This is a genomic window from Nocardioides sp. J54 (genome assembly GCF_000519005.1).
Lineage (GTDB): Bacteria > Actinomycetota > Actinomycetes > Propionibacteriales > Nocardioidaceae > Nocardioides.
In genome coordinates this window covers 21,474-47,738 of sequence record NZ_JAER01000033.1, presented here as the reverse complement: position 1 = coordinate 47,738, position 26,265 = coordinate 21,474, and the positions used below count along the sequence as shown (strand labels likewise).

Annotated in this window: 22 protein-coding genes; 11 read left to right on the top strand and 11 right to left on the bottom strand. The window is 73.1% G+C overall.

Annotated elements, in window-relative coordinates; translation table 11 throughout:
- Window positions 1–600, top strand: a 600-nt coding sequence (locus NOCJ54_RS0117800) for an HNH endonuclease signature motif containing protein (RefSeq protein ID WP_028656570.1), incomplete at its 5' end; no start/stop codon positions are given.
- Between the two features lie 267 nt (window positions 601–867).
- Here NOCJ54_RS0117800 and NOCJ54_RS26705 read toward each other — a convergent pair.
- The 5 genes from NOCJ54_RS26705 to NOCJ54_RS26695 are packed head-to-tail and all read right to left on the bottom strand — an operon-like array spanning window position 868 to window position 8,462.
- Window positions 868–1,401 carry a GNAT family N-acetyltransferase gene (locus tag NOCJ54_RS26705; RefSeq protein WP_051486015.1) on the bottom strand — a complete coding sequence of 178 codons (534 nt, stop codon included), beginning with the start codon at window positions 1,399–1,401 and terminating at the stop codon, window positions 868–870.
- Entirely contained in the window at window positions 1,398–3,371 is a 1,974-nt protein-coding gene (locus NOCJ54_RS0117790) for a penicillin acylase family protein (protein WP_028656569.1), read from the bottom strand. Before NOCJ54_RS0117790 ends, NOCJ54_RS26705 begins: the two co-directional genes overlap by 4 nt.
- Window positions 3,368–5,674: a GNAT family N-acetyltransferase gene (locus tag NOCJ54_RS0117785; protein ID WP_028656568.1), complete on the bottom strand. Its 2,307-nt coding sequence runs from the start codon at window positions 5,672–5,674 to the stop codon at window positions 3,368–3,370. The genes NOCJ54_RS0117790 and NOCJ54_RS0117785 overlap by 4 nt, the downstream gene beginning before the upstream one ends.
- Window positions 5,671–6,987, bottom strand: a complete 1,317-nt coding sequence (locus tag NOCJ54_RS26700; RefSeq protein ID WP_036518494.1) for a lysine N(6)-hydroxylase/L-ornithine N(5)-oxygenase family protein — start codon at window positions 6,985–6,987, stop codon at window positions 5,671–5,673. The genes NOCJ54_RS0117785 and NOCJ54_RS26700 overlap by 4 nt, the downstream gene beginning before the upstream one ends.
- A complete protein-coding gene (locus NOCJ54_RS26695; protein WP_269634546.1) occupies window positions 6,984–8,462 on the bottom strand; it encodes a pyridoxal phosphate-dependent decarboxylase family protein in 1,479 nt (492 codons plus the stop codon). Before NOCJ54_RS26695 ends, NOCJ54_RS26700 begins: the two co-directional genes overlap by 4 nt.
- Window positions 8,463–8,724: 262 nt before the next feature.
- On the opposite strand from NOCJ54_RS26695, the gene NOCJ54_RS26690 reads away from it, so the two are divergent.
- The 4 genes from NOCJ54_RS26690 to NOCJ54_RS0117755 all read left to right on the top strand — a co-directional run bounded on the left by NOCJ54_RS26690 (window position 8,725) and on the right by NOCJ54_RS0117755 (window position 13,443).
- Window positions 8,725–9,093 carry a DUF485 domain-containing protein gene (locus tag NOCJ54_RS26690; protein WP_051486014.1) on the top strand — a complete coding sequence of 123 codons (369 nt, stop codon included), beginning with the start codon at window positions 8,725–8,727 and terminating at the stop codon, window positions 9,091–9,093.
- On the top strand, window positions 9,093–10,733 hold the full coding sequence (locus tag NOCJ54_RS0117765; protein WP_028656567.1) for a solute symporter family protein: 1,641 nt from the start codon (window positions 9,093–9,095) through the stop codon (window positions 10,731–10,733). Before NOCJ54_RS26690 ends, NOCJ54_RS0117765 begins: the two co-directional genes overlap by 1 nt.
- A gap of 148 nt (window positions 10,734–10,881) precedes the next feature.
- Window positions 10,882–12,882, top strand: a complete 2,001-nt coding sequence (gene acs / locus NOCJ54_RS0117760) for an acetate--CoA ligase (RefSeq protein ID WP_028656566.1) — start codon at window positions 10,882–10,884, stop codon at window positions 12,880–12,882.
- 123 nt (window positions 12,883–13,005) lie between these two features.
- Window positions 13,006–13,443, top strand: a complete 438-nt coding sequence (locus NOCJ54_RS0117755) for a pyridoxamine 5'-phosphate oxidase family protein (RefSeq protein ID WP_051486012.1) — start codon at window positions 13,006–13,008, stop codon at window positions 13,441–13,443.
- On the opposite strand, the gene nhaA is transcribed toward NOCJ54_RS0117755, so the two are convergent.
- Window positions 13,382–14,788, bottom strand: a complete 1,407-nt coding sequence (gene nhaA, locus NOCJ54_RS26685; RefSeq protein WP_051486011.1) for a Na+/H+ antiporter NhaA — start codon at window positions 14,786–14,788, stop codon at window positions 13,382–13,384. The genes NOCJ54_RS0117755 and nhaA overlap by 62 nt on opposite strands.
- Before the next feature lie 98 nt (window positions 14,789–14,886).
- Between nhaA and NOCJ54_RS26680 the strand changes: the two genes are divergently transcribed.
- Together NOCJ54_RS26680 and NOCJ54_RS0117740 are read left to right on the top strand one after the other, a co-directional pair.
- The gene (locus NOCJ54_RS26680) at window positions 14,887–15,345 is read left to right on the top strand and encodes a phage holin family protein (RefSeq protein ID WP_051486010.1); all 459 of its coding nucleotides are present in this window, start codon (window positions 14,887–14,889) and stop codon (window positions 15,343–15,345) included.
- Between the two features lie 23 nt (window positions 15,346–15,368).
- Entirely contained in the window at window positions 15,369–16,235 is an 867-nt protein-coding gene (locus NOCJ54_RS0117740) for a fructosamine kinase family protein (RefSeq protein ID WP_028656564.1), read from the top strand.
- A 9-nt stretch (window positions 16,236–16,244) separates the two neighbouring features.
- Here the strand turns inward: NOCJ54_RS0117740 and NOCJ54_RS0117735 are convergent, their stop codons facing one another.
- A complete protein-coding gene (locus NOCJ54_RS0117735; RefSeq protein ID WP_028656563.1) occupies window positions 16,245–16,841 on the bottom strand; it encodes a TetR/AcrR family transcriptional regulator in 597 nt (198 codons plus the stop codon).
- A 79-nt stretch (window positions 16,842–16,920) separates the two neighbouring features.
- On the opposite strand from NOCJ54_RS0117735, the gene NOCJ54_RS26675 reads away from it, so the two are divergent.
- The 4 genes from NOCJ54_RS26675 to NOCJ54_RS0117715 are packed head-to-tail and all read left to right on the top strand — an operon-like array spanning window position 16,921 to window position 21,203.
- Window positions 16,921–18,462: an MFS transporter gene (locus NOCJ54_RS26675; RefSeq protein ID WP_051486009.1), complete on the top strand. Its 1,542-nt coding sequence runs from the start codon at window positions 16,921–16,923 to the stop codon at window positions 18,460–18,462.
- 7 nt (window positions 18,463–18,469) lie between these two features.
- A complete protein-coding gene (locus tag NOCJ54_RS0117725) occupies window positions 18,470–19,180 on the top strand; it encodes a response regulator transcription factor (protein ID WP_028656562.1) in 711 nt (236 codons plus the stop codon).
- Window positions 19,177–20,589: a sensor histidine kinase gene (locus NOCJ54_RS0117720; protein WP_028656561.1), complete on the top strand. Its 1,413-nt coding sequence runs from the start codon at window positions 19,177–19,179 to the stop codon at window positions 20,587–20,589. Before NOCJ54_RS0117725 ends, NOCJ54_RS0117720 begins: the two co-directional genes overlap by 4 nt.
- Window positions 20,589–21,203 carry a hypothetical protein gene (locus NOCJ54_RS0117715; protein ID WP_028656560.1) on the top strand — a complete coding sequence of 205 codons (615 nt, stop codon included), beginning with the start codon at window positions 20,589–20,591 and terminating at the stop codon, window positions 21,201–21,203. Before NOCJ54_RS0117720 ends, NOCJ54_RS0117715 begins: the two co-directional genes overlap by 1 nt.
- A 19-nt stretch (window positions 21,204–21,222) precedes the next feature.
- Here the strand turns inward: NOCJ54_RS0117715 and NOCJ54_RS0117710 are convergent, their stop codons facing one another.
- The 4 genes from NOCJ54_RS0117710 to NOCJ54_RS0117695 are packed head-to-tail and all read right to left on the bottom strand — an operon-like array spanning window position 21,223 to window position 26,182.
- Window positions 21,223–22,482, bottom strand: a complete 1,260-nt coding sequence (locus tag NOCJ54_RS0117710) for an anthranilate synthase component I family protein (protein WP_028656559.1) — start codon at window positions 22,480–22,482, stop codon at window positions 21,223–21,225.
- 7 nt (window positions 22,483–22,489) lie between these two features.
- Entirely contained in the window at window positions 22,490–23,062 is a 573-nt protein-coding gene (locus NOCJ54_RS0117705; RefSeq protein ID WP_028656558.1) for an anthranilate synthase component II, read from the bottom strand.
- 4 nt (window positions 23,063–23,066) lie between these two features.
- Complete coding sequence (locus NOCJ54_RS0117700; protein WP_028656557.1) at window positions 23,067–25,007, bottom strand: anthranilate synthase family protein; 1,941 nt, start codon at window positions 25,005–25,007, stop codon at window positions 23,067–23,069.
- A gap of 59 nt (window positions 25,008–25,066) precedes the next feature.
- Window positions 25,067–26,182 carry an SGNH/GDSL hydrolase family protein gene (locus NOCJ54_RS0117695; RefSeq protein WP_028656556.1) on the bottom strand — a complete coding sequence of 372 codons (1,116 nt, stop codon included), beginning with the start codon at window positions 26,180–26,182 and terminating at the stop codon, window positions 25,067–25,069.
- Window positions 26,183–26,265: the final 83 nt, after the last annotated feature.

Genomic DNA, 26,265 nt, shown 5'->3' with positions numbered 1-26,265 from the left:
GGCCGCGATCCCCGCGACCACGGCAAACGACTCTGGGACGCCCTGGTCGATGCCTGCGACCGGCTCCGCGCCACCGAGACCCTTCCCCGTGACCACGGGGCCGTGCCGCGGATCATCGTCACCATCGACCACAAGTCACTCGTTCAGAAGGTCATCGACACCGGGGTCGCTGTCGAGGGTGAGACCACCACCGGAGCCCGACTGTCCGCCACCGCCGTACGCCGCCTCGCGTGTGACGCCGAGCTGATCCCCACCGTGCTCGGCAGCCAGAGTCAGGTCCTCGACGTCGGCCGCGCCCAGAGGCTGGTCACCGCAGCGATCTGGGTCGCCCTCATCGCCCGCGACCACCACTGCGCCTTCCCCGGCTGCACCCGACTCCCCCTGGCCTGCGACGCCCACCACATCCAGCACTGGGCCGACGGCGGGGTCACCAGCCTCGACAACCTCGTCATGCTCTGCCGCCACCACCACACCCTGATCCACCACACCCCCTGGACCGTCGCGATCGACCCCGACACCAGACGCCCCGTGTGGACCCCACCCCCACGCCTCACCCTCCAATCCCTCCAACGCCGCGCCAACTACCACCCCGCCGCCTGACCCGCCCGAGCCGCCTGACCCAGCCATCCGCCGCTGGTTGAGGTGCGAGGCGCCCCAGCCCCAACCGCACCGCCGCTGGTTGAGGTGCGAGGCGCCCCAGCCCCAACCGCACCGCCGCTGGTTGAGGTGCGAGGCGCCCCGGCGCCGAGCCTCGAAACCAGTGGCCCTGCGCACCGGACTGTGCCCACCACGGCCCACCTCGCAGACCCAGGCGAAGCGAACCCACGGCTTGCCGCCAGACGGACCCCACCCACCGGAGGAAACCCCTCACCCCCGCGCGATCGCGAGCGCCCGGTCCCGGTCGAGGAAGAAGAACTGCGCCGGCTTCTCGCTGATGCTCGTCCTGAGCTCGACGAGCGGGCCGCACTCGGCACCCAGGCGCTCCAGCAGGGCGACGGACGGGGCGTTGCGGGCGTCGGGCTCGAAGACGAGACGGGTGCAGCCGGGGAGGTGGGCGACGAGGTCGAGGCCGGCGGCGATGACCTCGCCGGTACGGCCGGCGCGGTGCTCGTCGTCGGCGAGGAAGAGGTGGACGCCGACGTCGCCGGGGCGACGGTCGTAGAAGGCGCCGATCTCGTCGACCGCGGGGTCGTAGGTCTGCAGGACGCCGACGGGGGTGTCGTCGAGGACGAGGAGGTACGCCGCGAGGTGCTCCTGCTCCGCGATGTAGCCGTAGACCTCGGCCACCTCGTCCCGGTCCATCCCCTGCATGCCCCAGAACGACGCGCGGTCGGCGGTCACCCACGAGGTGAGCAGGTCGGCGTCGGTGGCCGGGTCGACGGGGCGGATGGTGACGGTCATCGGTCCTCCAGGGGGATCGTGCGGCCGGCGGCCCAGGCCGCCTGCTGGTCGTGGTGGTGCGGGGAGGCGGGGTCGCCGGAGGCGCCGAGCGGGACCACCCAGCGAGAGTCGCCGGCGAGGTCCCAGACCCAGCGGGCGACCGGGCCGTGCACGCAGGCGCCGGTGCCGCCGAGGGCGCGGGTCGCCAGCACGCAGTCGTCGTCGCCCGCGACCGCCGGCCAGGGTGGTGCGTGGCCGTCGGGGGCGGGAAGGCCGAGCTGCTGCTCCGGCGTCAGCGGTACGACGACGTGCGCGTCACCCCACGGCGCGGGGTCCGGCTGGACCGCGACCTCCTCCAGCGCGGCGGCGAGCGCCTGCAGCGGGTCGACGCCGAACGGCTTCTCCGCAGCCAGCAACGCCGGCAGCGCGATCCGCAGCCGGCCGCGCAGGTCGAACCACGGTGCGTAGAGCTCGCCGAAGGGCGACGAGTCGACGCCGGCCAGCGCCGGCGCGGTCGCGAACGCCTCCACCACACCGGCCCGCACGGAGGCGAAGAGGGCGGCCTCCACGCTGTCCGTCGCCATCCGCCGGTCCCAGGCGAGCAACCGGTCGCGCAGCGCCGTGGCGGCGGGCGACAGGTCGGCCAGGCGGGCCGCGAGGGACAGCAGTGCCTCGCCCGCGACCTGCCGGTCGTCGGCCAGCGCAGCACCCAGCGCTTCCGGCGTCAGCGGAGCGGACGCCGCCAGGTCCGCGACCACCTCTGCCAGTCGGTGGGCGCGGTGCGGGGCGGCGAAGTCGTCGCCGATCCGGGAGAACCCGGCCGTGGCGCGGTCGTTGGCGCTCACCAGTAGCGGGCCGGTCCGGCGCGGCTGGTCCTCGACCCACCCGGTCCAGCCACCGTCGGCGCGCAGCGGCACCCTGCCCACGACGCGGTGCTCGACGTGGCCCGAGGTGTCCGCGACCAGCAGGTTGTCGACCGGGCTCACCCAGCGGTCGAAGGCGGTGGTCACGTCCGCAGCGCTCCTCGACCGCAGCAGGGGCAGCAGGGCGTCGAACCCGAGGTCGTCTAGCACGCCGGCCGGTGTGCGCAGGCTGAACGTGTCCGGCTGGCCGGGCCCGCCGGTGACGACCGGGCCGCGCGAGGTCACCAGCACCTCGACCGGCTGGGCGTCCCAGGTGTCGTCGCCGGTGCGCACGCGCACCAGCTCGACCCGTCGCACCACCGGCTCCCAGCCCCCGCGTCCGCGCGCGACGACGGCACCGCGGTGCCGCTGGAGCTCCTCGGCACAGATGTCCTCGTCGTCGGCGACGGCGTTCGTGACGCCCCACGCGACGTCGCCGGCGTGGCCGAAGTGCTGCACGCCCGGGACGCCGGCGAAGGTCAGTCCGGCGACGTCGAACGCGTCGTCGGGGTCGGTGCAGGTGAGCCGCACCTGGGCGTAGCAACCGGGAGCCTCGATGACCCGGTGCGGGTCGCCGGCGACGATCGGCAGGCCGGACGCGGTCAGTGCGCCGTCGGCGGCGACCGCGTTGCTGCCACCGGGCAGGCCCTCGGTGCGCAGCAGCTCGAGCGCCTCCGCGGCACGGTCGCCGAGGACGCTCGCCACGTGGTGCTGCCAGAGCTTGCTCGGGAAGCGGGAGAAGAGCAGGTGCTGCACGGCGAAGACACCGAGCGGCGTCCACGGGCGCCACGGTCGGTCGAGGACGTCGTTCGCACCATCGACGTACGCGTCCACGAACGCCCGGCTGGCCGGCTCGAGCGCGTCGTACGCGCGGCGGGCGAGGTCGACGAGCTGGACCCGGCGAGCCAGCAGGTCCCACTCCAGCGCCGTGGTCCCGAAGACCTCGGCGCAGGTCCCCTCGGACCGCCGGCGCTCGACCTCGAGCTGCCAGGCCCGGTCCTGCGCCGTCGCCCGGCCCTGCTCGTGGGCGACCTCGAGCACCGAGCCTCCGGTGACGTGCGGGATCCCCCACGCGTCGCGGGTGATCACGGTGCCACGGGGTTGGCCAGCGTCCCGGCGAAGATCAGCGACTCCGCCTGGTCGGCGAGGTCCACCATCTGCAGCGTGTTGCGCAGCTGCAGCCGGTTGAGGCAGCTGTGCCGGAACCGCGGGCGCAGCAGGTCGTAGCGGGCCGCCGCCTCCGCGAGCTCGGGGTGGTCGGCGGCGTGCTCCTCGATGGTGGCCCGGGCGATCGCCCAGAACTCGTCCTCGGGCAGCACCCCGTCCTCGTCGAGGACCGCCGCCACGTGGCGCAGCACGCCGTCGAAGACGTCGGTGTGCACCGCGAGCGCCTTGACGTCGTCGGGGAAGTCGCCGCGGACCCGCTCCACCTCGGGCGGCAGCGGCAGGTCGCCCATCACCGCGACCTCCTCGCCGATGTCCTTCATGAACGCACCGACCGGGACGTGGTCGCGCAGCCGCAGCAGCAGGTTCTCCCCGTGCGGCATGAACGCGAGGTCGTAGGCGAGGAGGCAGTGCACGAGCGGGCGCAGGTAGGCCCGCAGGTACGACCGCACCCACGACTGTGCGTCGACCGGGGAGGCCTTGATCCACGCGGTCACCAGCGCGTCACCGTCGGCGTCGCGGTGCAGCAGCGCGGCCATCGTCGTCAGCTGCTCGCCCTCCGGCGTGCGCGGGACGGGGCTCTCGCGCCACAGCGCCGCGATCATCTTCCGGTACGGCGACGGCTCGGCCAGCCGGTGGAAGGCGTCTCCGGTGTAGCCGATCGCCGCCAGCTCACGCAGCACCTCGAAGCCGCAGTCCCGCAGCTCGGCGTCGCCGTGCACCACGGACGCGACCCAGTCGTTGATCGCCGGCGTCGCCTCCATGTAGCGCGGCGAGAGGCCGCGCACGAAGCCCATGTTCTGGATCGCGAGCGCGGTCTTCACGTAGTGCCGCTCGGGACGGCTGGCGTTGAAGAAGGTGCGGATCGACTGCTGGGGGCGGTGGTCGTCCTCGCCCTCGCCGAGGTGCACGAGGTCGCGGCGCGCGACGTCGGGGGCGAAGGTGACCGCCAGCTTGTTGCGCCACTGCCACGGGTGCACCGGCAGGAGGAGGTAGTCCTCCGGCACCAGGCCCAGGTCGCGCAGCCGCCGCCGGAAGCGCTCGCGCACGGGCGGGACCAGCTCGCCGTCGTACAGCTCCTGCTCGGCCTGCCCCTCCCCCAGCGACAGGTGGGTGAGGGAGCGCCGGGCGGCGACCCAGTGCAGCCGCACGGGTGCGCCGGTCTCGGGCGCGTAGGCCGTGTAGTCGTCGAGGCCGAAGCCGATGCGCCCGTTGTTGGCGACGAACGCCGGGTGGCCCTCGGTCATCGCGGACTCGATCTCCTGGTAGCCCGCGTCCACCAGCTCTGCGACCGGGACCGCCCGGTGGCGCAGCTTCCACGCGGTCGAGGCAAGGGTGGAGGCGACCTCCTCGAGGTAGGTCGGCAGCAGCGCGTCCGGGATGCCGAGGTCGGGCGCCAGCTCGGCGACGAGGTCCTGCGCGTCCGGGTCGACCACGACGCCGTCCACCCGTCGCTCGATCGACGCGGGGTCGACGACCCAGTGCTCGAGCTTCTTCACCCGCGCCGTGAAGGTGTACGACGACCGGTCGGTCGCGACCCGCCACCGCTCCCCCACAGTGCCGTCGGCGGCCGGCACCCGCACCGGCGCGATCATCCGCTCGTGGCTGAACTCGGCGAGCGCCTTGGCGACGAGGTGGCGCTGCGCCCGCCCCATCAGGTCGGGCGCGAGGTGGTCCGCGTCGTCGGCGCGGTCGGGCGCCTGCCAGTCCGCGCGGCGGCAGACGGAGAGCATGGCGGTCTTGCCGGGCAGGGCGACCTCGCGCAGCTCGGTGAAGCCGGCGGCGAGGTTCTTGGCGCGGATCGGCTGGTTGCGGACGTCGGGCTCGACGACCACGCGGCGCACGGCGGGGTCGGCGAAGCAGAAGGACATCACGGCGTCGAAGACCGCGGTGGTGAGTCCGGGGACCGGCTCCTCGGGCGGCGCGACGAGCACGTGCATGCCCAGGTCGCCGTCCTCGAGCTCGGGCAGGTCGGCCATGCCGGGGGCGTGGCGCGGGTCGTAGGTCTCGGCCAGGAACACCGGCCGGCCGTCGACCCGGCCCAGGAACGCGTGGTGGTGCGGGTTCGCGGCGATGGCGGCGTACTCCGCACGCACCTCGTCCAGCGACGCGTCCTGCATCATCCAGAAGGCCGAGCGCGGGTGGGTGACCCACGCGTGCAGCAGCGCGGCGTCACGATCGACATCGAGCGGCTCGATGGTGGTCCGGGCGAGCAGGGAGCGGCTCATCGGGCGGCCTCCGTCCTCAGGTGGTCGGGCACCCCGAAGGTCTGCACGGCGATCCGCTTCTCGACGGGGTAGGCCTCGCGGCCCAGCATCGACGCGAGGATCACGGAGTTGCGGAAGGGCCCCATGCCGAGGTCCGGCGCGAGCAGCGAGTGGGTGTGCTCCTCGGCGTTCTGCACGAAGATCTCGCCGCCGGCCACGTCGACCGAGTAGTCCTCGGCGACGTCGTACCGTCCGCGCGCGTCGCGCCGGACCCGGTCCTCGACGCCCTGCAGGAACGCCGGCTCGGTCGGGCCGTAGCCGGTGGCGAGCACCAGACCCCCGGTGCAGAGGGCGAATTCCTCGCCGGTCTCGGCGTGCAGGAGGTCCAGCCCGACCCCGCCCTCGTCTGGCAGCACCCGGGCGCCCCGCACCTCGGTGTGGGTGAGCAGCGTCGTGCGCGGACCGTCACCGGTCACCCGCTGCTGGTAGTGCAGGTCGGAGATGGCGTCGACCAGGTCGCCACTGATCCCCTTGAAGAGGTGGCGCTGCTCGCGAGCCAGCCGGTCGCGGACCTCCATCGGCAGCGCGCGGTGGTAGGCGCCGTACTCGGGCGAGGTCATCTCGAGGGTGAGCTTGGTGTACTCCATCGGGAAGAAGCGCGGGCTGCGCGTCAGCCACACCAGCTCGTAGCCGTGGTCCGGGGCCGCGGACAGCAGGTCGTGGTAGACCTCCGCGGCGCTCTGCCCGCTGCCGACGACGGTGATCCGCTCCTGCCGCTGCAGCGCCTCGCGGTGCGCGAGGTAGTCGGCGGAGTGGGTCACGACCGCCGGTCCCTCCGCGTCGAGCACGCCCTGCAGCGCGGCCGGCACCCGTGGCGACGTCCCGACGCCCAGCACCAGGCGCCGGGCACGGAAGGTCTCGCCGGTCGCGCTGTGCACGAGGTACGCCGTGCCGTCGTGCTCGACGTCGGTGACCTGCTCGCCGAAGCGGATGCCGGGCAGCGACTCGGCGGCCCACCGGCAGTAGTCGTCGTACTCGCGGCGCAGCGGGTAGAAGCTCTCGCGGATGTAGAACGGGTAGAGGTGGCCGTGCTGCTTGAGGTAGCTGAGGAAGGACCAGCGCGAGGTCGGATCCGCCATCGTCACCAGGTCGGCGAGGAAGGGCACCTGCAGCGTCGCGTCGTCGAGCAGCATGCCGGGGTGCCAGGCGAAGCGGTCGCGGGCCTCGAGGAAGACGCCGTCCAGCTCGCCGCCGGAGCGCAGCGGCTCGGAGAGCGCGGCGAGGCCGAGGTTGAACGGGCCGAGGCCGACCGCGACGAAGTCGTGCGCCCTCACCGGACCACCTCCGCCACCGGCACGACCGCCGGCGGGTCGAGCTCGCCGGCGAGCCGTTCCCCGACCTCGCGGACGGTGTCGATGATCCCCACGACGTCGTCGGCGGTGGCCATCGGGTTGAGCAGGGTGAGCTTGAGGAACTGAACACCGTCGACCTTCGTCGCCGCGACCATCGCGGTGCCGCTGGCGTAGAGCTCCGCGCGGATCGCGGTGTTGAGCCGGCCGAGCGCAGCGTCGTCGAGCTCGCGCCCCGCCGGCCGGTAGCGGAGGACCAGGGTGCTCAGCTCCGGCGCGGCGGCGCACTCGAGGTCCGGCAGGTCCACGACCCGGCGGTGCACCTCGGTGGCGAGGTCGATGACCGCGTCGACGTACCGACCCACCAGCTCGGGACCCATCGTGCGCAGGGTCAGCCAGAGCTTGAGGGCGTCGAACCGACGGGTGGTCTGCAGGCTCTTGTCGACCTGGTTGGGGGTCGTGGCCTCGCGCGGGTTGAGGTAGTCGGCGTGCCAGGTGGCCGGGCGCAGGGTGGCGCGGTCGCGCACGATGATGGCGCTGGAGGACACCGGCTGGAAGAAGGTCTTGTGGAAGTCGACCGTCACCGAGTCGGCGCGGTCGATGCCGTCGAGCCGGTCGCGCCGGGTCGGCGAGACCAGCAGGCCGCCGCCGTACGCCGCGTCGACGTGCAGCCAGGCGTCGTAGGCACGGGCGAGGTCGGCGACCTCCGGCAGCGGGTCGATCGCACCGAAGTCGGTGGTGCCGGCCGTCGCGACGACCGCCATCGGCCGGAGGCCGAGGTCCGTGCAGGCCGCGAGGGAGCGCTCGAGCGCCGCGGGGTCCATTCGGTGCCGCGCGTCGGTCGGCACGCTGACGACGGACTCCTCGCCCAGGCCGAGCAGGCGGGCGGACTTCTGCACCGAGAAGTGGCTCTCGGCCGAGGCCAGGATGCGCAGCCGCTCGGCGGGCACGCGTTCATGCCGGCCACGGGCCAGCAGCAGGCCCTGCAGGTTGGACTGGCTGCCGCCGCTGGTGAAGACGCCGTCGGCCTCGGGACCGAAGCCGATCCGCCCGGCCGTCCACTCGACCAGCCGGCGCTCGATGAAGGTGCCGCCGACGCTCTGGTCGAAGGTGTCGAGCGAGCTGTTGACCGAGGCGACGAAGAGCTCCGCGAGCAGGGCCGGGACGACGACCGGGCAGTTCAGGTGGGCGGCGTACCGCTTCTCGTGGAACCAGACGGCGTCGTCGAGCCAGAGCTCGGACACCTCGCCGAGGACGGCATCGATGCCGTCGAGCGGCCGGTCGAGGTCGACCGCAGCGACGCGGGCTGCGGCCTCGTCGGGCTGGCGCCCGGTCGCCGGGCCGGCCACGCCCTTGAGGTGGCGGAGCAGGTGGTCGAGGCCGCTGCCGATGACGTCGGCATAGTGGTCGGCGTTGTCGGGGTGGAAGACGTGGTGCAGCGGGAGCGGTGGGACACGCAAGGCAGTTACCTCCGAGATAGGTAAGCCTTACCTAAACAGATGGCTCTCGCCTTGTCACCCCGCCGGCGTGTGCCTCGGGTCACAGCCGGGGCCGGGCCAGGCCCGCTCCCGCGCCGTTCGTCGCGCCGGACCGACCGTTCACCGACAAGCCGTCCCCACTCGCCGCAGCACCGGACCGCACCCCTGCCGTGCCGGCGGCCCCCGCTCCTAGCGTCGAGGACGGCCGTGACCGCGGTCACACCGCACGACCCAGGAGGAACCCGTGTCATCCGAGCCCGACGTGGCCGCCCGCCACGATCCCGTGTACGACGAGCTGCACGCCTCGCAGGAGTTCGCCGAGCTGAAGCGCCGTTACCGCGGCTTCGCCATCCCGGCGACCGTCGCCTTCCTGGTCTGGTACCTGACCTACGTCGTGCTGTCGATGTGGGCCGGCGACTTCATGAGCGGCCAGGTCATCGGCAACATCAACGTCGCGCTGGTCCTCGGCCTGCTGCAGTTCGCGACGACCTTCCTCATCGCGTGGCTCTACAGCGGCTACTCGACCAAGCGCCTCGACCCGCTGGCCCGCGAGCTCGACGAGCGGTTCATCTCCCTCGCCGGCAAGCCGAACCAGGGCAGGAGCAGTCACTGATGAACGACCAGGTCCTCACCGCGGGGCTCTTCCTCGCGGTCGTCGCACTCACCCTCTTCGTCACCATCCGCGCGAGCCGCAACACCAGCGGCGCCACGGACTTCTACGCCGGCGGCCGGTCCTTCTCCGGCTTCCAGAACGGCCTCGCCATCGGCGGTGACTACATGTCGGCCGCGTCCTTCCTCGGCATCTCCGGCGCCATCGCGCTGGCCGGCTACGACGGCTTCCTCTACTCGATCGGCTTCCTGGTCGCGTGGCTGGTCGCGCTGCTGCTCGTCGCCGAGATGCTGCGCAACTCCGGCAAGTTCACGATGGCCGACCAGCTGGCCTACCGGATGCGGCAGCGCCCGGTCCGTACGGCGGCCGCGACGTCCACCGTCGTCGTGTCGATCTTCTACCTGCTGGCCCAGATGGTCGGCGCGGGCAGCCTCGTGGTGCTGCTGCTCGGCATCGACAAGTCCAACACCCTCGCCATCAGCGCGGTCATCGCCGGTGTCGGCGCGCTGATGATCATCTACGTCACGGTCGGCGGCATGAAGGGCACGACCTGGGTGCAGATCGTCAAGGCGGTCCTGCTGATGACCGGCTCGGCGCTCATCGTCGTCCTGGTCCTCGCGAAGTTCGACTTCAACCTCTCCGAGCTGCTCGGTGCGGCACAGTCGACGTCGGGCAAGGAGGGCTTCCTCGAGCCCGGCCTCAAGTACGGGGCCGACCTCACGAGCAAGCTCGACTTCGTCAGCCTCGGCATCGCCCTGGTGCTCGGCACCGCGGGGCTGCCGCACATCCTGGTCCGCTTCTACACGGTGCCGACCTCGCGCGACGCGCGGAAGTCGGTGCTGTGGGCGATCGGCCTGATCGGCGTCTTCTACCTGTTCACCCTGGTCCTCGGCTTCGGTGCCGCGGCCCTGCTGAACACGGGCGCCGGCAGCGACGTCGCCACCAGCGACGGCAACCTCGCCTCCCCGCTCCTCGCGGAGGCGGTCGGTGGCGGCGCCGGGTCGACCGGGGGCGCGATCCTGCTCGCACTGATCTCCGCGGTCGCGTTCGCGACCATCCTCGCCGTGGTCGCCGGGCTCACCCTGACGTCGTCGACGTCGGTGGCGCACGACATCTACAACTCCGTCATCCGCAAGGGCCAGGCGACCGAGGCGGAGGAGATCCGGGTGACGCGGTACGCCGCCGCCGGCCTGGGCATCGTCGCGATCCTGCTGGCCATCCCGGCCCGCAACCTCAACATCGCGTTCCTGGTGGCGCTGGCCTTCGCGGTCGCGGCGTCGGCGAACCTGCCGTCGATCGTCTACAACATGTTCTGGCGGCGCTTCAACACCCGCGGCGCCACCTGGAGCATCTACGGCGGCCTGCTCTCGGCCATCACGCTCGTGTTCTTCTCGCCCGTCGTGTCGGGCAAGACGGGCGTCAACGCCGAGGGCGAGACCATCAGCAAGGCGCTCTTCCCGCTGGGGGTCGACTTCCACTGGTTCCCGCTGGAGAACCCGGGCCTGCTGTCGATCCCGCTGGGCTTCTTCTTCGGCTGGCTCGGGACGGTCACGTCGAAGGAGCCGGCCGCCGAGGAGCGGTTCACCGAGCTCGAGGTCCGCGCGCTGACCGGCGCGGGCGCCGAGCAGGCCGTCCAGCACTGACGGGGGACCAGGGAGGCCGGGGTGGGCGTCGCGCCCGCCCCGGCCTCCCGCCCGCTCCCCCGCCGCAACCAGGACGCAACCCCTGGTGACCACACTTCCCGTGGGTCCTAATGTGACCAGTGGCACCCCGATCGAGCAGGAGACAACCGTGAGCGACCAGACAGCCCCTTCCTCCACGGAGCAGACCCTCGCCAACCTGTTGAAGGAGGACCGCCGCTTCGAGCCGCCCGCCGAGCTCGCCGCGAACGCGAACCTCACCGCAAAGGCGTACGACGCTGCGAAGGCCGACCGTGAGGGCTTCTGGGCCACCCAGGCCGAACGTCTGACCTGGGCCAGCACGTGGGACCAGGTCCTCGACTGGTCCGACGCCCCCTTCGCCAAGTGGTTCACCGGGGGCACCCTCAACGCCGCCTACAACTGCGTGGACCGCCACGTCGAGGCCGGCCGCGGCGACAAGGTGGCCATCCACTGGGTCGGCGAGCCCGTCGACGACAGCCGCGACATCACCTACGCCCAGCTCAAGGACGAGGTGTCCCAGGCCGCGAACGCGCTCACCGCCCTCGGGGTCGGCACGGGTGACCGGGTCGCGATCTACATGCCGATGATCCCCGAGGCGATCGTCGCGATGCTCGCCTGCGCGCGCATCGGTGCCCCGCACACCGTGGTCTTCGGCGGCTTCTCCGCCGACGCCCTCGCCTCCCGCGTCGACGACTGCGAGGCCAGGGTCGTCATCACCGCCGACGGCGGCTACCGCCGCGGCGCGCCCTCCGCGCTCAAGCCTGCCGTCGACGAGGCCCGCACGAAGACCGACAAGATCGAGAAGGTCGTCGTGGTCCGTCGTACCGGCCAGGAGGTCGCGTGGGACGACAGCGTCGACGTCTGGTGGCACGACGTGGTGGGCTCGGCCTCGACCGAGCACACCCCCGAGGCCTTCGACGCCGAGCACCCGCTCTACGTCATGTACACCTCCGGCACCACCGGCAAGCCCAAGGGCATCCTGCACACCACCGGCGGCTACCTCGTCGGTGCGGCCTACACCCACCACGCGGTCTTCGACCTCAAGGCCGACACCGACGTCTACTGGTGCACCGCCGACATCGGCTGGGTCACCGGCCACTCCTACATCGTCTACGGCCCGCTGGCCAACGGCGCCACCCAGGTCCTCTACGAGGGCACGCCGGACTCCCCCGAGCCGGGCCGCTGGTGGAAGATCATCCAGGACCACAAGGTCACGATCTTCTACACCGCGCCCACCGCGATCCGCTCCTTCATGAAGCAGGGCCACGAGGTCCCCGACCAGTTCGACCTCTCCAGCCTGCGCATCCTCGGCTCGGTGGGCGAGCCGATCAACCCCGAGGCCTACGTCTGGTACCGCCACGTCATCGGCGGCGACCGCACCCCGGTCGTCGACACGTGGTGGCAGACCGAGACCGGCGCGATCATGATCTCCCCGCTGCCCGGCGTCACCGCCGGCAAGCCCGGCTCGGCGATGACCGCGATCCCCGGCATCGAGGCCGAGGTCGTCGACGACGAGGGCACGCCGGTCCCGAACGGCTCCGGCGGCTACCTCGTCGTCACCTCGCCGTGGCCCTCCATGCTGCGCACCATCTGGGGCGACGACCAGCGCTACGTCGACACCTACTGGTCCCGCTTCAAGGCAACCAACGACCGCGGGGCCTACTACTTCGCCGGCGACGGCGCCAAGAAGGACGACGACGGCGACATCTGGGTCCTCGGCCGCGTCGACGACGTCATGAACGTCTCCGGCCACCGGCTGTCGACCACCGAGATCGAGTCGGCCCTCGTGTCGCACCCGAAGGTCGCCGAGTCCGCCGTCGTCGGCGCCTCGGACCCCGACACCGGCCAGGCGGTCGTCGCGTACGTCATCCTGCGCAACGAGGCCGGGGACGGCGGACCGGAGATCGTCAAGGAGCTCTCCGACCACGTCCGCAAGGAGATCGGCCCGATCGCCAAGCCGCGGCAGATCATGATCGTCCCCGAGCTGCCCAAGACCCGCTCCGGCAAGATCATGCGCCGCCTGCTCCGCGACGTCGCCGAGGGCCGCAACGTCGGTGACACCACCACCCTCGCCGACGCCTCGATCATGGACCTCATCTCCGCCGGCCAGGCCTCCTCGACCGAGGACTGACCTCCACCGCGGTCGGTGGTTGAGGTGCGAGGCGCCCCAGCGCCGAGCCTCGAAACCACCGGCCTCTGTGCGCCGGACTGTGCCCGCCACAGTCCGGCGCGCAGGCCCGCCTAGGGTGGCCCCATGCCCACCTGGCAACCCGTCACCTGGTCCGCCCTGCCGCCCGAGCTCGAGCAGTTCTGGACCGAGCGGCACCTGTGCACGCTGAGCACCCTCGACCGGCACGGCGCCCCGCACGCGGTCGCGGTCGGCGCGGTGCTCGACCCCGAGCAGCAGTGCGCGTGGGTGATCACCGACGGCGGCTCGCAGAAGGCCGCCAACCTGCGCCGCGACCCGCGGCTCGCGGTGAGCCAGGTCGACGGCGCCCGCTGGTCCACGATCGTCGGCACCGCCGAGGTGCTCGACGACGCGGAGTCGGTCGCCCGCGCGTGCGAGCGCTACGCCTCCCGCTACCGGCAGCCGCGGCCGAACCCGACCCGGGTCGCGCTGCGGATCACCGTCAGTCGCTTCCTCGGCTCGTCGCAGGTGCTTCCTCGGCTGGTTCCTCGCCCTCGGGCGTAGTCCGGCCGGTCGCAGCCAGGAGCATGAGGACACCGAGGACCGCGGCGACGAGCGAGGCCATCAGGATCCCGACCTTCGCCTCGTCGGTCAGCAGCGCCTCGCCCGGGAAGGACAGCCCGGCGATGAAGAGCGAGACCGTGAAGCCGATGCCGGCCACCATCCCGACGCCGATGATCTGCGGCCACGACGTCCCGGTCGGCATCCGGCCGACACCGAGGCGGATCGCGAGGAAGCAGGCCAGGGTGATGCCCACCGGCTTGCCGATCACCAGGCCGGCGCCGATGCCGAGGCCGACCGCCGAGGTGACCGCGTCCCCGATGCCGTCGAGGGAGACACCGGCGTTGGCCAGCGCGAAGACCGGCAGCACGACGTACGACGACAGCGGGTGCAGCCGCGCCTGGAGCCGCTCGACGACGGGCACCGACTCGGCGACCAGGAAGCGCAGCCGGTAGAGCTCGTCCGCGTCCAGGTCGTTGTCGCGCAGGGCGTCGGCGGCGAACTCGGTGGCCACCTCGCTGCGCAGCAGCGCGACGGCGGGGGTGAGCAGGCCGATCGCGACGCCGGCGAGCGTGGCGTGCACGCCGGACTGGAGCAGGGTGAACCAGGTCGCGATGCCCAGCAGCACGTAGATCCAGAACGCCCACACCCGGAAGCTCCGCAGCAGCGCCATGACCGCGAGCAGGGCGAGCGCCGCGCCGAGCCAGGCCAGCGAGAGGTCGTCGGTGTAGAAGACCGCGATCACCAGGATCGCGCCGATGTCGTCGACGATCGCCAGCGTCAGCAGGAACAGGCGCGCGGCGGACGGCACCCGGCGGCCGAGGATGCCGAGCACGCCGACGGCGAACGCGATGTCGGTTGCCATCGGGATGCCCCAGCCCGCCGACGCCGCGTCGGGGCCACCCCGGACGATGACGGCGTAGATGAGCGCGGGGACGAGCATCCCGCCGACCGCGGCGACGATCGGCAGGGCGGCGGTGCGCGGGTCGCGCAGGTCGCCGTGGACCAGCTCGTACTTGATCTCGAGGCCGACGACGAAGAAGAAGATCGTCATCAGGCCGTCGTTGACCCAGTGCTGGAGCGACTCCTCGAGCCTCCAGTCACCGATCTCCAGCGCGATCGGCGTGTGCCAGAAGTGGTCGTATCCGGACGCCCAGCCGTCGACCGGGAGGTTCACCCACAGCAGGGCGACGACGGTCGCGGCGAGCAGGAGCACCGAGCCGGAGGACTCGACGTGGAGGAACTCGCGGATCGGCCGGGCGACGTAGCGCGCCAGCGGTCGGTCGCTCTGGGTCAGGACCGGCCCGCGGCGCCAGAGCTCGTCAGGGGCACTGGGCGGTGGGGTCACAAGGGGCTCTCTCGATCGTCGGGCAGGGGGCAGCACGCGCCGACCAGACTTCCCGGCTCACCTACGGAGAGACTATCGGTATCGGTAAGGTCGACCGCATGGCCATCCAATCGCGCACCGTCCATGGGGAAGAGCCGACGATCGGGCGCCTCATCAAGGACGCGCAGACCGACTTCTCCACCATCCTGCGCAAGGAGATCCAGCTCGCCAAGGCCGAGCTGAAGGTCAGCGTCACCGCGGGTGGTGTCGGCGCGGCGCTGGTCGCCGCGGCGCTGTTCCTGCTGCTCCTCGCCGTGATCATGCTGTCCGTGGCCATCGCCTACCTGATCCACTGGAACGGCTCGGGCCTCGACCTGCACTGGGCGTTCCTGATCGTCTTCGGCGGCTACGTCCTGCTGGCGGTGCTCCTGCTGCTGCTGGCGCTGCGCAGCTTCAAGCGGGTCAAGGCGCCCGAGCGCGCCATCGAGCAGGGCAAGGAGATCCCCCGCGCCCTCAAGGGCCAGGGCGCCCACCAGGACAGCGTCGCCGCCGGCGCGAAGACCCTCGACCGGGCCTGACCGGACCTGCCCGGAGGTAGTCGATGGCGAGGCAGCCCACGGTCGCCGGGCGGGCGGAGCAGCTGCTCGGCTCCGCCGTCGTCGCGACCGCGCCGGTCGCGGGCGGTGACATCGCGACCGCGGTGAAGCTGCGCCTCTCCAACGGCCGCACCGCCTTCCTCAAGACGCTGACCGGGGCGCCGCCGCACTTCTTCGAGCGCGAGGCGGCGGGGCTGCGCTGGCTGGCGGAGGCCAGCACCGACGGCGGCGTCGCCACCCCCGAGGTGCTCGCCGTCGACGACGACGTGCTGATCCTCGGGTGGGTGGAGTCGGTGCGTCCGGGCGCCGAGGCTGCCGGCGCCTTCGGCCGGGCGCTGGCCGCGACCCACCGCGCGGGGGCCGACGCCTTCGGCGGTCCCGAGGACGGCTACATCGGCCGCCTCCCCCTGCTCAACCGCACCTTGCCGACGTGGGCGGAGTTCTGGGCCGAGCGCCGGATCGCGCCCTACCTGAAGGTGCTGCGCGACAAGGCCATCGTGTCCGCCGACGACGCCGCGACGATCGAGGCCGCCGTGGCCAGGGGCGCCGAGATCGTGCCCGACGAGCCGCCCGCCCGCCTGCACGGCGACCTGTGGAACGGCAACGTGCTGTGGACCTCCGAGGACCGCGTCGTCGTGATCGACCCGGCGGCGTACGGCGGCCACCGCGAGGTCGACCTCGCCATGCTCGCCCTCTTCGGCCTCCCCCAGCTGCCGCAGGTGATGGCGGCCTACCAGGAGGTCACCCCCCTCGCCGACGGCTGGGAGGACCGGGCCGGCTTCCACCAGCTCTTCCCGTTGCTCGTCCACGCCTGCCTCTTCGGCGGGCAGTACGGCGCCCGCGCGGCCCGGGTCGCCGCGAAGTACGTCTGACCCCCGAATTCATCGACGCCGGGCTGGTGGCGCGAGCGCGGACTGGAGCAGGGGGCGCAAGGTCGCGACGACGTCGCGCTCGCGCATGCCGTGCAACGGCTCGACCTCGAGGACGTAGCGGCTGACGATCATCCCGGCGACGAGGGTGGCGGCGGCGGTCGCCCGGCGCCGTGCGTACGGACCCTCGAGCCGGTCCTCGATCCGGCTGACGATCTCGCGCTCCACGAAGCCGGTGAGGGCGGGGCGCTGGTCGGGGTCGTCGAGGGCGGTCTGCAGCAGCCGGAGCAACGGCTGCCCGGTCTCCGGGGCGTCCCAGACCCGCAGCGCGGCGGAGAGCAACGTCGTCGCCCAGGTCTCCGGCGGACCGGAGAGCGCGCGGTCCAGCACCTCGCTGGGGCTGACCGGCAGCGTCATCGCCGCGGCGAACAGGCCCTTCTTCGAGCCGAAGTGGTGGGCGATGAGCCGGATGTCGACGCCGGCGTCGGCGGCGATCCGGCGCAGGGTCGCGCCCTGGTAGCCGTGCTCGACGAACGCAACCCGCGCTGCGTCGAGGATCGCGGAGCGGGTGTCAGGACTGCCGGGTCGCCGGCCGCGCGGTTTATTCATCAACGTTGCAAACTAGGCGGCGCGCGGGCGACGGTCAACGGGCCCGGCCCACCCGGGGCCGGTCCGAGAGGAGGACCCCATGTCCCGCACCCGTACGACGTCCGGCCGGCCACCCGCCTCCGGACCCGGCCACCGTGCCGTCCTCGCGGTGGTCTGCCTGGGCCTCGCGACCGTCGTCTCCGCGGTCTCGGCACTCAACGTCGCAATCCCCTCGATCGCGCGCGAGACCGCCGCGCCGCAGACCCAGCTGTCGTGGATCATCGACGCCTACGCGCTCACCTTCGCAGCCTTGTTGCTGCCCTTCGGCGCCCTCGGCGACCGGCTGGGGCGCCGGCGGACACTCGTCGCGGGCCTGGTCGTGTTCGCGGCCGCGGCGGCGATGGCGATGACGACCTCCTCGCCAGAGGCGCTGGTCGCGCTGCGCGGCCTGCTCGGTGCCGGGGCGGCGCTGGTCATGCCGGCCACGCTGTCGACGATCACCGCGACCTTCCCCGACGACGAGCGCCTCAAGGGGGTCGCGGTGTGGACGGGCGTCGCTGGCGCGAGTGCCGTGCTCGGCCTGCTCGCCTCCGGCCTGCTGCTGGAGGCGTGGTCGTGGCAGTCGGTGTTCGGGCTGAACGTCGGCATGGCGCTGGTCGCCCTCGCCGGCACCCTCCGCGTCGTGCCCGAGTCGCGCCACGACGGCCACGTCGGCCTCGACCCCGTCGGCTCGCTGCTCTCCGTCGGCGCCTTCGCCGCGGTCGTCTACGGCCTCATCGAGGCCCCGCACCAGGGCTGGGCCTCGGCCGCCACCCTCGGCTGCCTCGGCGGCGGGCTCGCGCTCCTCGTGCTCTTCCTGCTCTGGGAGGCGCACACCGCCCACCCGCTGCTCGACCCGCGGCTGTTCGCCCGCCCCGCGTTCGCCGCCGGCACGCTGTCCGTGCTGGTGCAGTTCACCGCGTTCTTCGGGTTCGTCTTCGTCTTCCTGCAGTACCTCCAGCTCGTCCGCGGCTGGTCCCCGCTGGAGGCCGCGCTGGGCATGGTCCCGCTCGCGCTCGGCATCATGCCCGGGTCGCGCGTCGCGCCGCGGGTCGCCGCCCACGTCGGCCGGGTCCGGGTCAGCGGGCTGGGCCTGCTGCTGCTCACCGGCGGCCTGGCGCTCCTGTGGCGGGCGGACCTGACCACGTCGTACGGCGTGCTCGCGGTCTCGATCTGGCTCGGCGGGCTGGGCATGGGCCTGGCGATGACCCCCGCGACGACAGCGATCACCGACGCCCTGCCGCGCGAGCAGCAGGGGGTGGCGTCGGCAGTCAACGACCTGGCCCGCGAGCTCGGGGGCGCGATCGGCATCGCCGTGCTCGGCAGCCTGCTCAACGACGGTTACCGCTCGGCCGTCGCCGGCGCCGGCCTGCCCCACGAGGTGGCCGCGCGGGCGCAGGAGTCGGTCGCCGGTGCCCTGCAGCTGGGGCCGGAGGCGGCCGCGGCGGCCCGCACCGCCTTCGTGGCCGGCCAGCAGGACGCCCTCCTCCTCGCCGCCGCCAGCGTGGCCGGCGCCGGGGTCGTCGTGGTCGGCCTGCTCCACCGCGCCTCGCGCAGCGCCCGGCCCGAGCTCTCAGCCGCCGCTCAGGCCCATCGGCCATGATGGGGGCGTGCCCGGTACTGCAGCGCCTGCCCGCGTCCTCGTCGTCGACGACGACCGCGCGGTCCGCGAGTCGCTGCGGCGCTCCCTCGCCTTCAACGGGTACGACGTCCACCTGGCTGCCGACGGTGCCGAGGCCCTCGCGGGCATCGGTGCCGTCAAGCCGGACGTCGTCGTGATGGACGTGATGATGCCGAAGCTCGACGGCCTCGAGGCGACCCGGGCGTTGCGGGCGGCCGGCAACGACGTCCCGGTCATCGTGCTCACCGCCCGTGACGCCGTCGGCGACCGGGTCGAAGGCCTCGACGCCGGCGCGGACGACTACCTCACCAAGCCGTTCGCGCTCGAGGAGCTGCTGGCCCGGCTGCGCGCGCTGCTGCGCCGGGTCACCCCGGCGGCCGACGACGGCGAGGAGGAGGTCCTCTCCTTCGCCGACCTGACCATGAACGTCACCACCCGCGAGGTGACCCGCGGCAGCCGGCACATCGAGCTGACCCGCACCGAGTTCACGCTGCTCGAGATGTTCCTGCGCCGTCCCCGGCGCGTGCTCGACCGCAGCTTCATCCTCGAGGAGGTCTGGGGCTACGACTTCCCGACGACCGCCAACTCGCTCGAGGTCTACGTCGGCTACCTGCGCCGCAAGACCGAGGCGGAGGGCGAGCCGCGCCTGATCCACACGGTGCGCGGCATCGGGTACGTCCTGCGGGCCCCCGAGGCGTGAGCGAGGCGCGGGGCCCGGCACTGGGGCAGGGGACCGACGGCCGCTGGCACTACCGGCGCTCGCTGGCCAGCCGGGTCATCTGGCTGACCACCATGGCGGTGGGCATGTCCGTCGCCCTGGTCGCGGTCGGCGCCTACCTGACCGCCCGCGTGCAGATGCAGCACACCCTCGACGACGCGCTCCTCGACCGGGCCGGCAAGGCCGCCGCCTCGGACAGCCTGCTGCGGGCCGGGTCGGCCGGCATCCCGTCGTGGGCGCTGGGCGCCGGCGACGTGCGGATCGCGTTCCTCGACTACGAGGGCACGCCCGCGATCCTCGACCGCGGCCCGGTCATCGACTTCGGCAAGCCCGAGGTGGAGGTCGCCCGCGGCGACGCCGACCGCAGCGTGCGCACGATCGTCTTCGAGGGCGAGCGCTACCGCGTGGTCGCCGTACCCACGCAGAAGAACGGGATCGCGCTGGTCATCGCGCAACCGCTGGAGGACCAGGACCGCACGCTGGCCCGGCTCGGCTGGGTGACCGTCGCCTTCGGCATCTTCGGCGTCCTCGTCGCAGGTCTCGCCGGGTGGGCGGTGGCGAGCAACGGCCTGCGACCGGTCCGCAAGCTCACGGCGTCGGTGGAGGAGATCGCCCGCACCGAGGACTTCACCCCCCTGCCCGTCGAGGGCGACGACGAGATCGCCCGCCTGGCGACGGCGTTCAACCACATGCTGCTCGCGCTCGACGCCAGCCGGATCCGGCAGCGGCAGCTGGTCGCCGACGCCAGCCACGAGCTGCGCACGCCGCTGACCGCGCTGCGCACCAACGTCGAGCTGCTGTCGATGAGCGTGCGGGGCAACGGCACGGCCAGCCTCCCGGTCGAGGCCCGCGACGAGCTGCTCGACGACGTGCAGGCCCAGATCGAGGAGCTGACCACCCTGATCGGCGACCTCACCGCGCTCGCCCGCGACGAGCCGATCCAGGTGCAGGTCGAGCCGGTGGACCTCGCCGACGTCGTCGACCACGCCGTGCAGCGGGTGCGCCGCCGCGCCCCCGGTCTCACGTTCGAGGTCTTCACCCGACCGTGGTGGGTGATCGGCGAGGATGCTGAGCTGGAGCGGGCGGTGACCAACCTGCTCGACAACGCGGCGAAGTGGAGCCCGGAGGGAGGCCAGGTGACGGTGCGGCTCAGCGACGGCGTGCTGACCGTCGACGACCAGGGCCCCGGCATCGCCGAGGCCGACCGGCACCGCATCTTCGACCGGTTCTGGCGCTCCCCCGACGCCCGCACCATGCCCGGGTCCGGGCTGGGCCTGGCCATCGTGCGCCAGGTCGCGGACCGGCACTCCGGCTCCGTGCACGCCACCGAGAACGCCAGCGGCGGCGCACGCCTCGTGCTGCGCCTGCCCGGACGGGAGAACAACCCCTGATGACCGACCCGATGCGTCCGCGACACCAGCGACGGACCCGCCGGTGGGCCGGAGCGGCCGCGCTCGTCGCCGTCGGCCTGCTCGCCGCGGCCTGCGGTGACGACGGCGACGTCGGCACGAAGCCCGACCTGCCGACCGAGCCACCCGCGCTGTGGAACCCCTGCGACGCGCTCGACACCGCCTTCGTCGAGGAGCAGTTCGGCGCCCGGACCACCAAGGAGGACGGCACGCCGACCGCGCCGGACTGCCGGTTCGTGCCCGAGGAGGGCTCCGGCGACCCGGTGCTCGACGCCAACTACCAGCTCTTCGGCGGCTCGCTCGACGAGTTCTGGGAGCAGATGGGCCAGGGCGAGGACGCCGACGTCCGCCAGCCGGCCGTCCCGGGCGCCGACGCGGCGCGGATCGTCGTCGCCGCCGAGGAGGACCAGCTCTACGTCACCGGGTTCGTGCAGAACGGCATGCTGTTCGAGGTCGTCAACCTCGTCGACCCCGCGCCGTACGACGAGGAGCGCGCCGTGCGCGGCATGCGGGCCGCCCTCGAGGCGCTCACCCGGCACGCCGACGAGAACGGCGCCGGCGAGCCGGCGTCGACCGCGCCCAGCCCCTCGTCCTGAGGAGCGCGGGTCGGCAGGCTCAGGTGACCGGCGCGCCCGGGTCCAGCGCCGCGAGCAGGCGCGCGGCCTTCCACCCGGTCTCGGCCCACTCCTCGTGGAGGTCGCTGGCGACGGTGATCCCGCCGCCCGTGCCGAGGACGTAGTCGTCGCCGGCACTGACCAGCGTCCGGATGACGACGCCGAGGTCGGCCCGGCCGTCGCCGGAGACCCACCCGAACGCACCGCTGTAGACGCCGCGGGGCGCCTCCTCGACCTCGCCGATGACCTCCATCGTGCGCAGCTTCGGTGCCCCGGTCATCGAGCCGGCGGGGAAGAGCGCCCGCAGCGCGGCCACGGTCGTGACGTCGTCGCGCAACCGTCCGCGCACCGTCGACACCAGCTGGTGCACCGAGGCGTAGGACTCCACGTCCATCAGCACCGGCACCTCCACGGAACCGACCTCGCAGACCATCGCGAGGTCGTTGCGGAGCAGGTCGACGATCATCAGGTTCTCGGAGCGGAACTTCGGGTCCGCCGCCAGGTGCGCCCGCGCCGCCTCGTCCTCGGCCGGCGTCGCACCGCGCGGGGTGGTGCCCTTGATCGGCTTGGTCTCCAGCACCCGGTCGGCCGTCACCAGCGCGTAGCGCTCGGGCGAGGAGCTGAGCAGCCACGCCTCGGCGCCGGGGACGTCGTGCTGCAGGAAGCCGGCGTACGGCGCCGGGTTGGCCGCCCGCAGCCGCAGGTAGGCCGCGGCGGGGTCGAGCGGGCTGCGCGTGCGGGTGCGGTAGGTCAGGTTGACCTCGTAGGAGTTGCCGGCGTGCAGGTGCTCCTGGACCCGCGCGAAGGCGGCGGCGTAGCCCGGCGGGACGTCCCCGACGGGCGGGCCGCCGACGGTGCCGGTGGCCGTGGGGGTGAGCACCGGGTGCTCGTACTCCCGCAGGTGCGAGGGCCGCAACCACACGGCGTCGGGCAGGTCCGGGTCGGGCTCGGCCGGCAGGTCCGCGCGGGCGGCGTAGCCGAAGTAGCCGAACCACTGGTCGCTGGGACGCCCCGCAGCGAGCTCCTGCTCGAGCACCACGAACGGGTCGTCGCCGACGACGACCGCGCGGCCGCCGGCGTGGCGGGTGACCTCGCGGTTGCGGGCGTCGTAGCTCAGGGAGACGTCGTCCTCGTCGAGCCAGCCGAGGATCGAGCGCCGTCGGGACCAGTCCCGCGCCCCGCCGCCGTCGAGCCACACGCAGCGCGGGTGCTGCGCCTGCAGCCTCCTGAACGCCTCGACGGGGTCGGTCCGGGTCACCATCGCCGGCTCACGCCAGGCCGAGGAAGTTGGCGACGAGACGGGCGCCGTGGTCGGTGAGCACCGACTCCGGGTGGAACTGCACGCCCATGACGGGCAGCGTCACGTGCTCGACCGCCATGGTCAACCCGGTGCGCGCGTCGGCGGCGGTCGCACGCAGCTCCGCGGGCAGCTCGACGGCCGCGAGCGAGTGGTAGCGGACCGCGTCGAAGGGTGACGGGACGCCCGCGAAGAGCCCCGTCCCGTCGTGCTCGACGGACGCGAGCACGCCGTGCCCCGGCGGGACGCGGTCCACCCGGCCGCCGTACGCCGTGACGATGCCCTGCATCCCCAGGCACACCCCGAGCACCGGCCGGGTCCCCGCGAGCAGCACCTCGCGGCCGACGGCGAAGTCCCGCTCCACGGCGGGGTTCCCCGGCCCGGGCGACAGCACGACGAACTGGTGGGCCAGCACCTCGGCCGCCCCCACCTCGTCGTGCTGCACCACCGACGGCAGCACCCCGGTCACGCCCGCGACCAGGTGGACGAGGTTCCACGTGTACGAGTCGTGGTGGTCGACGACCACCACGTCCGGCGCGCTCATCGCGTCACAGGAGGACGTCGGACACCAGGTCGTGGACGATCTCGAAGCCCCGCTCGGTGAGGATCGACTCGGCGTGGAACTGCACGCCGCGGAAGTGCGGGCCGCGGACGGCGTTGACGTCACCGGTCCCCGCGTCGGCGTCCACCTCGACGCCCTCCGGCAGCGGGGTGTCCGGGCCGACCCGGCCGACGAAGGTGTTGTAGAAGCCGACCTTCTGCGGACGGCCGTCGAGCAGCACCGTGGCCTGCGTGCCCTGGAAGACGATGTCCTTGTAGGCGAGCGGGATCCCGAGCGTGTGGCACAGGGTCTGGTGGCCCAGGCAGATGGCGAGGAACGGCTTCTCGTGGTCGAGCAGCCACCGCACCGCCGAGCGCAGGCGCGCGATCTTGGGGTCGTCGCCGTCGCGCGGGTCGCCCGGGCCCGGACCGACGATCACCAGGTCGTGGCCGTCGAGGACGCCGTCGACGTAGTCCTCGTGGCGGACGACCGAGCTGGTGACGCCCATCCGGGTGAGCATGTGGCGCAGCATGTTCACGAAGTCGTCCTCGCCGTCGAGGATGACGACGGAGCGGCCGATCAGGCGCGGGTCGACCGGGGTGCCGGCCTGGTCGGCGAGCCAGAAGCTGGAGAGCCGGCTGTTGCGGCTGTTGAGCGCGATCAGCACCTCCTCGTCGGCGACGAGGGAGGCGAGCGCGTCGAGGTCGACCGGCGGGGCGGTGCTCGGCGCCTGCGAGGCCAGGCCGAAGGCGGACAGGATGCCGCCGGCCTTGGCGTGGGTCTCGGCGACCTCGTACGCCGGGTCGGAGTCGCGCACGAGGGTCGCCCCCGCGGTCACCTTGAGCTCGCCGGTCGGCGAGACGTCCGCGGTGCGGAGCACGATCGGGCTGTCGAGCACCGGCTCGCCGGCCTCGTCACGGCCGAAGATGGCCAGCGCAGAGGCGTAGTAGCCGCGGCCCTCGGGCTCGTACTGCCTGATCAGCCGGCAGGCGTTCTCGACCGGGGACCCGGTCACGGTGGCGGCGTACATCGTGTCGCGCAGGACCTCGCGCACGTCGCGGCTGGTGCGGCCGGCGAGGAGGTACTCGGTGTGGATCAGGTGGGTCATCGGCTTGAGGAACGGGCCGAGCACCTGGCCGCCCTCGGTGCAGATGTCGCACATCATCTTGAGCTCCTCGTCCACGACCATGAAGAGCTCGTAGATCTCCTTCTCGTCGCGGAGGAACTCGCGCAGCCGCGCGTCGGTGCTGCGCGACTCGCCCGCGGGCGGGCGGAGGTGGAAGGTGCCGGAGATCGGGTTCATCCGCACGTCGCCGCCGTGCACGGACACGTGCCGCTCCGGGCTGGCGCCGATGAGGTAGCGGTCGCCGGTGAAGAAGACGAACGTCCAGTACGCGCCGCGCTCGCGCTCGAGCAGGCGGCGGTAGACGGTGAGCGCGACCTCGGGGCCGAAGTCGGCGACGACGGCGCGGTAGTTGCGCCCGATGACGAGGTTGGCGCCCTCGCCCTGGCCGATCTCCTCGCCGATGATCTGCGAGACGAGCTTGCCGTAGTCCTCGTCGTCGGTCTCGAAGCCGCCGCGGTCGGTGAAGCCGACCTCGACCGGGTCGATGGCGTCGACGACGTCGGCGACGGAGAACTCGTGCTCCTCGGTGACGTCGACGACGACGAGCGGGGTGCCGTCGTCGTGCGCCTCGAACCCGCGCTCGCTGACCTGCCGGAACGGTACGGCGACCAGCCGGTCGCAGATGTGGCCCGGCTCGGGCACGCCGGTCTCGAGCGGGATGTCCATGATCGACTCGACCACGCTGCGGGTGCCGCCGAGGACGCCGACGGTGTCGCGGTCGCCCGCGCGGGTGGAACGCCGGATGATCGCCCAGGCCTCGTGCCCCTGGACGGCCGCGATGGCTTCCCGGGCGGTGAGGGTGCTGCTGGGCTGCTCAGGCATGGGTGAAGCCTATGCGGGGCGGCCGGTGCCCCGGCGCGGGATTCCGCCCTGCGGCCAGCTCAGCGCAGCCGCACGGTCCGCGCCAGTGCCGGCGCGCCGACCATCGAACCACGGCGCGGGACCAGCCGGACCCGGTAGGTGCCGGGCGCCAGCCTGCGGCTGAGCTGGTTGCGGTCTGCCGGGATCCAGCGCTGGCGCACCTTCTGCTGGCCGTCGCTGCGGGTGATGAAGACCCGGACGGCACTGATCTTCACCTGGCGCCGCGCGGCGGACCAGTCGACGGTCACCTTGCGGCCGACGACGCGCACCCGGGGTGCGACGCGGGGCCGCCACTGGCGCTGGCGGAAGACCCGGGGCTTCCCCGGGAGCAGGCCGGCGCGGTGGAACGCGTGGGCGAACCGGTGCGCCAGCAGGGTCTGGCCGGTCGCGTTGGCGTGGAGGCCGTCGTGGGAGTGCTTCCGGTGGTCCCAGCCGTTGCGGAGGTAGGCGATGGACACCCGCGGGTCGTCGGCGTGGGCGGCGACGAGGACCTCGTTCGCGGCGACCGCGGCTGCGTCGACCGCCGGGTCCGTGCCGTGGACGGGCAGCTGCCCCAGCACCACGCTCACCCGCGGGGCCCGGCGCCAGACCCGGGCGAGCAGATCGTCGAGCTCGGCGGCGATGGACGCCCCGTCCTGGCCGTGGCGCGCGTCGTTGATGCCGAGCTCGACCACCACGACGTCGGGGGCGTAGACGGTCATCAGGGAGTCGACCTGGGCGAGGTGCATGTCGATCGTCGAGCCGGCCCACGCCGAGTGGTCGGTGTCGAACGCGAGAGCGGGCCGCTCGTAGCGCGCCTGGTCGGACACCACCCGGGACGGCAGCAGGAGGTACGGACGGGAGTGCGGGCCGACGAGGTCGACGTCGACCCCCTGGCGCCGGGCCTCGCGCCAGAACCAGTAGCGCCAGGTCGCGTCGCCCGCGAAGCCCTGCGACAGCGAGTCACCGAGCACCAGCACCCGCAGCGGACCGCCGGGGTCAGGGACCACGGCGTCCGGGGCTGCGCTCGCGACCGACCGGCCGGGCAGGACCGCCAGTCCGGCGGCGAGGACCACCAGCGCCGCCAGGACGGCGGCGAGCAGGGCTCGCGCCGGCCGACCACGCCGCGCACGGCGTCGTACGTCCACCTTCTCCACCTCCGGGCGTCCCCGTGACCATCGGCCCGTCGCTCGCCGACGTTAGACGCGGCGGCGGGTCCGTGGGGCCGGAATGCCGGGAA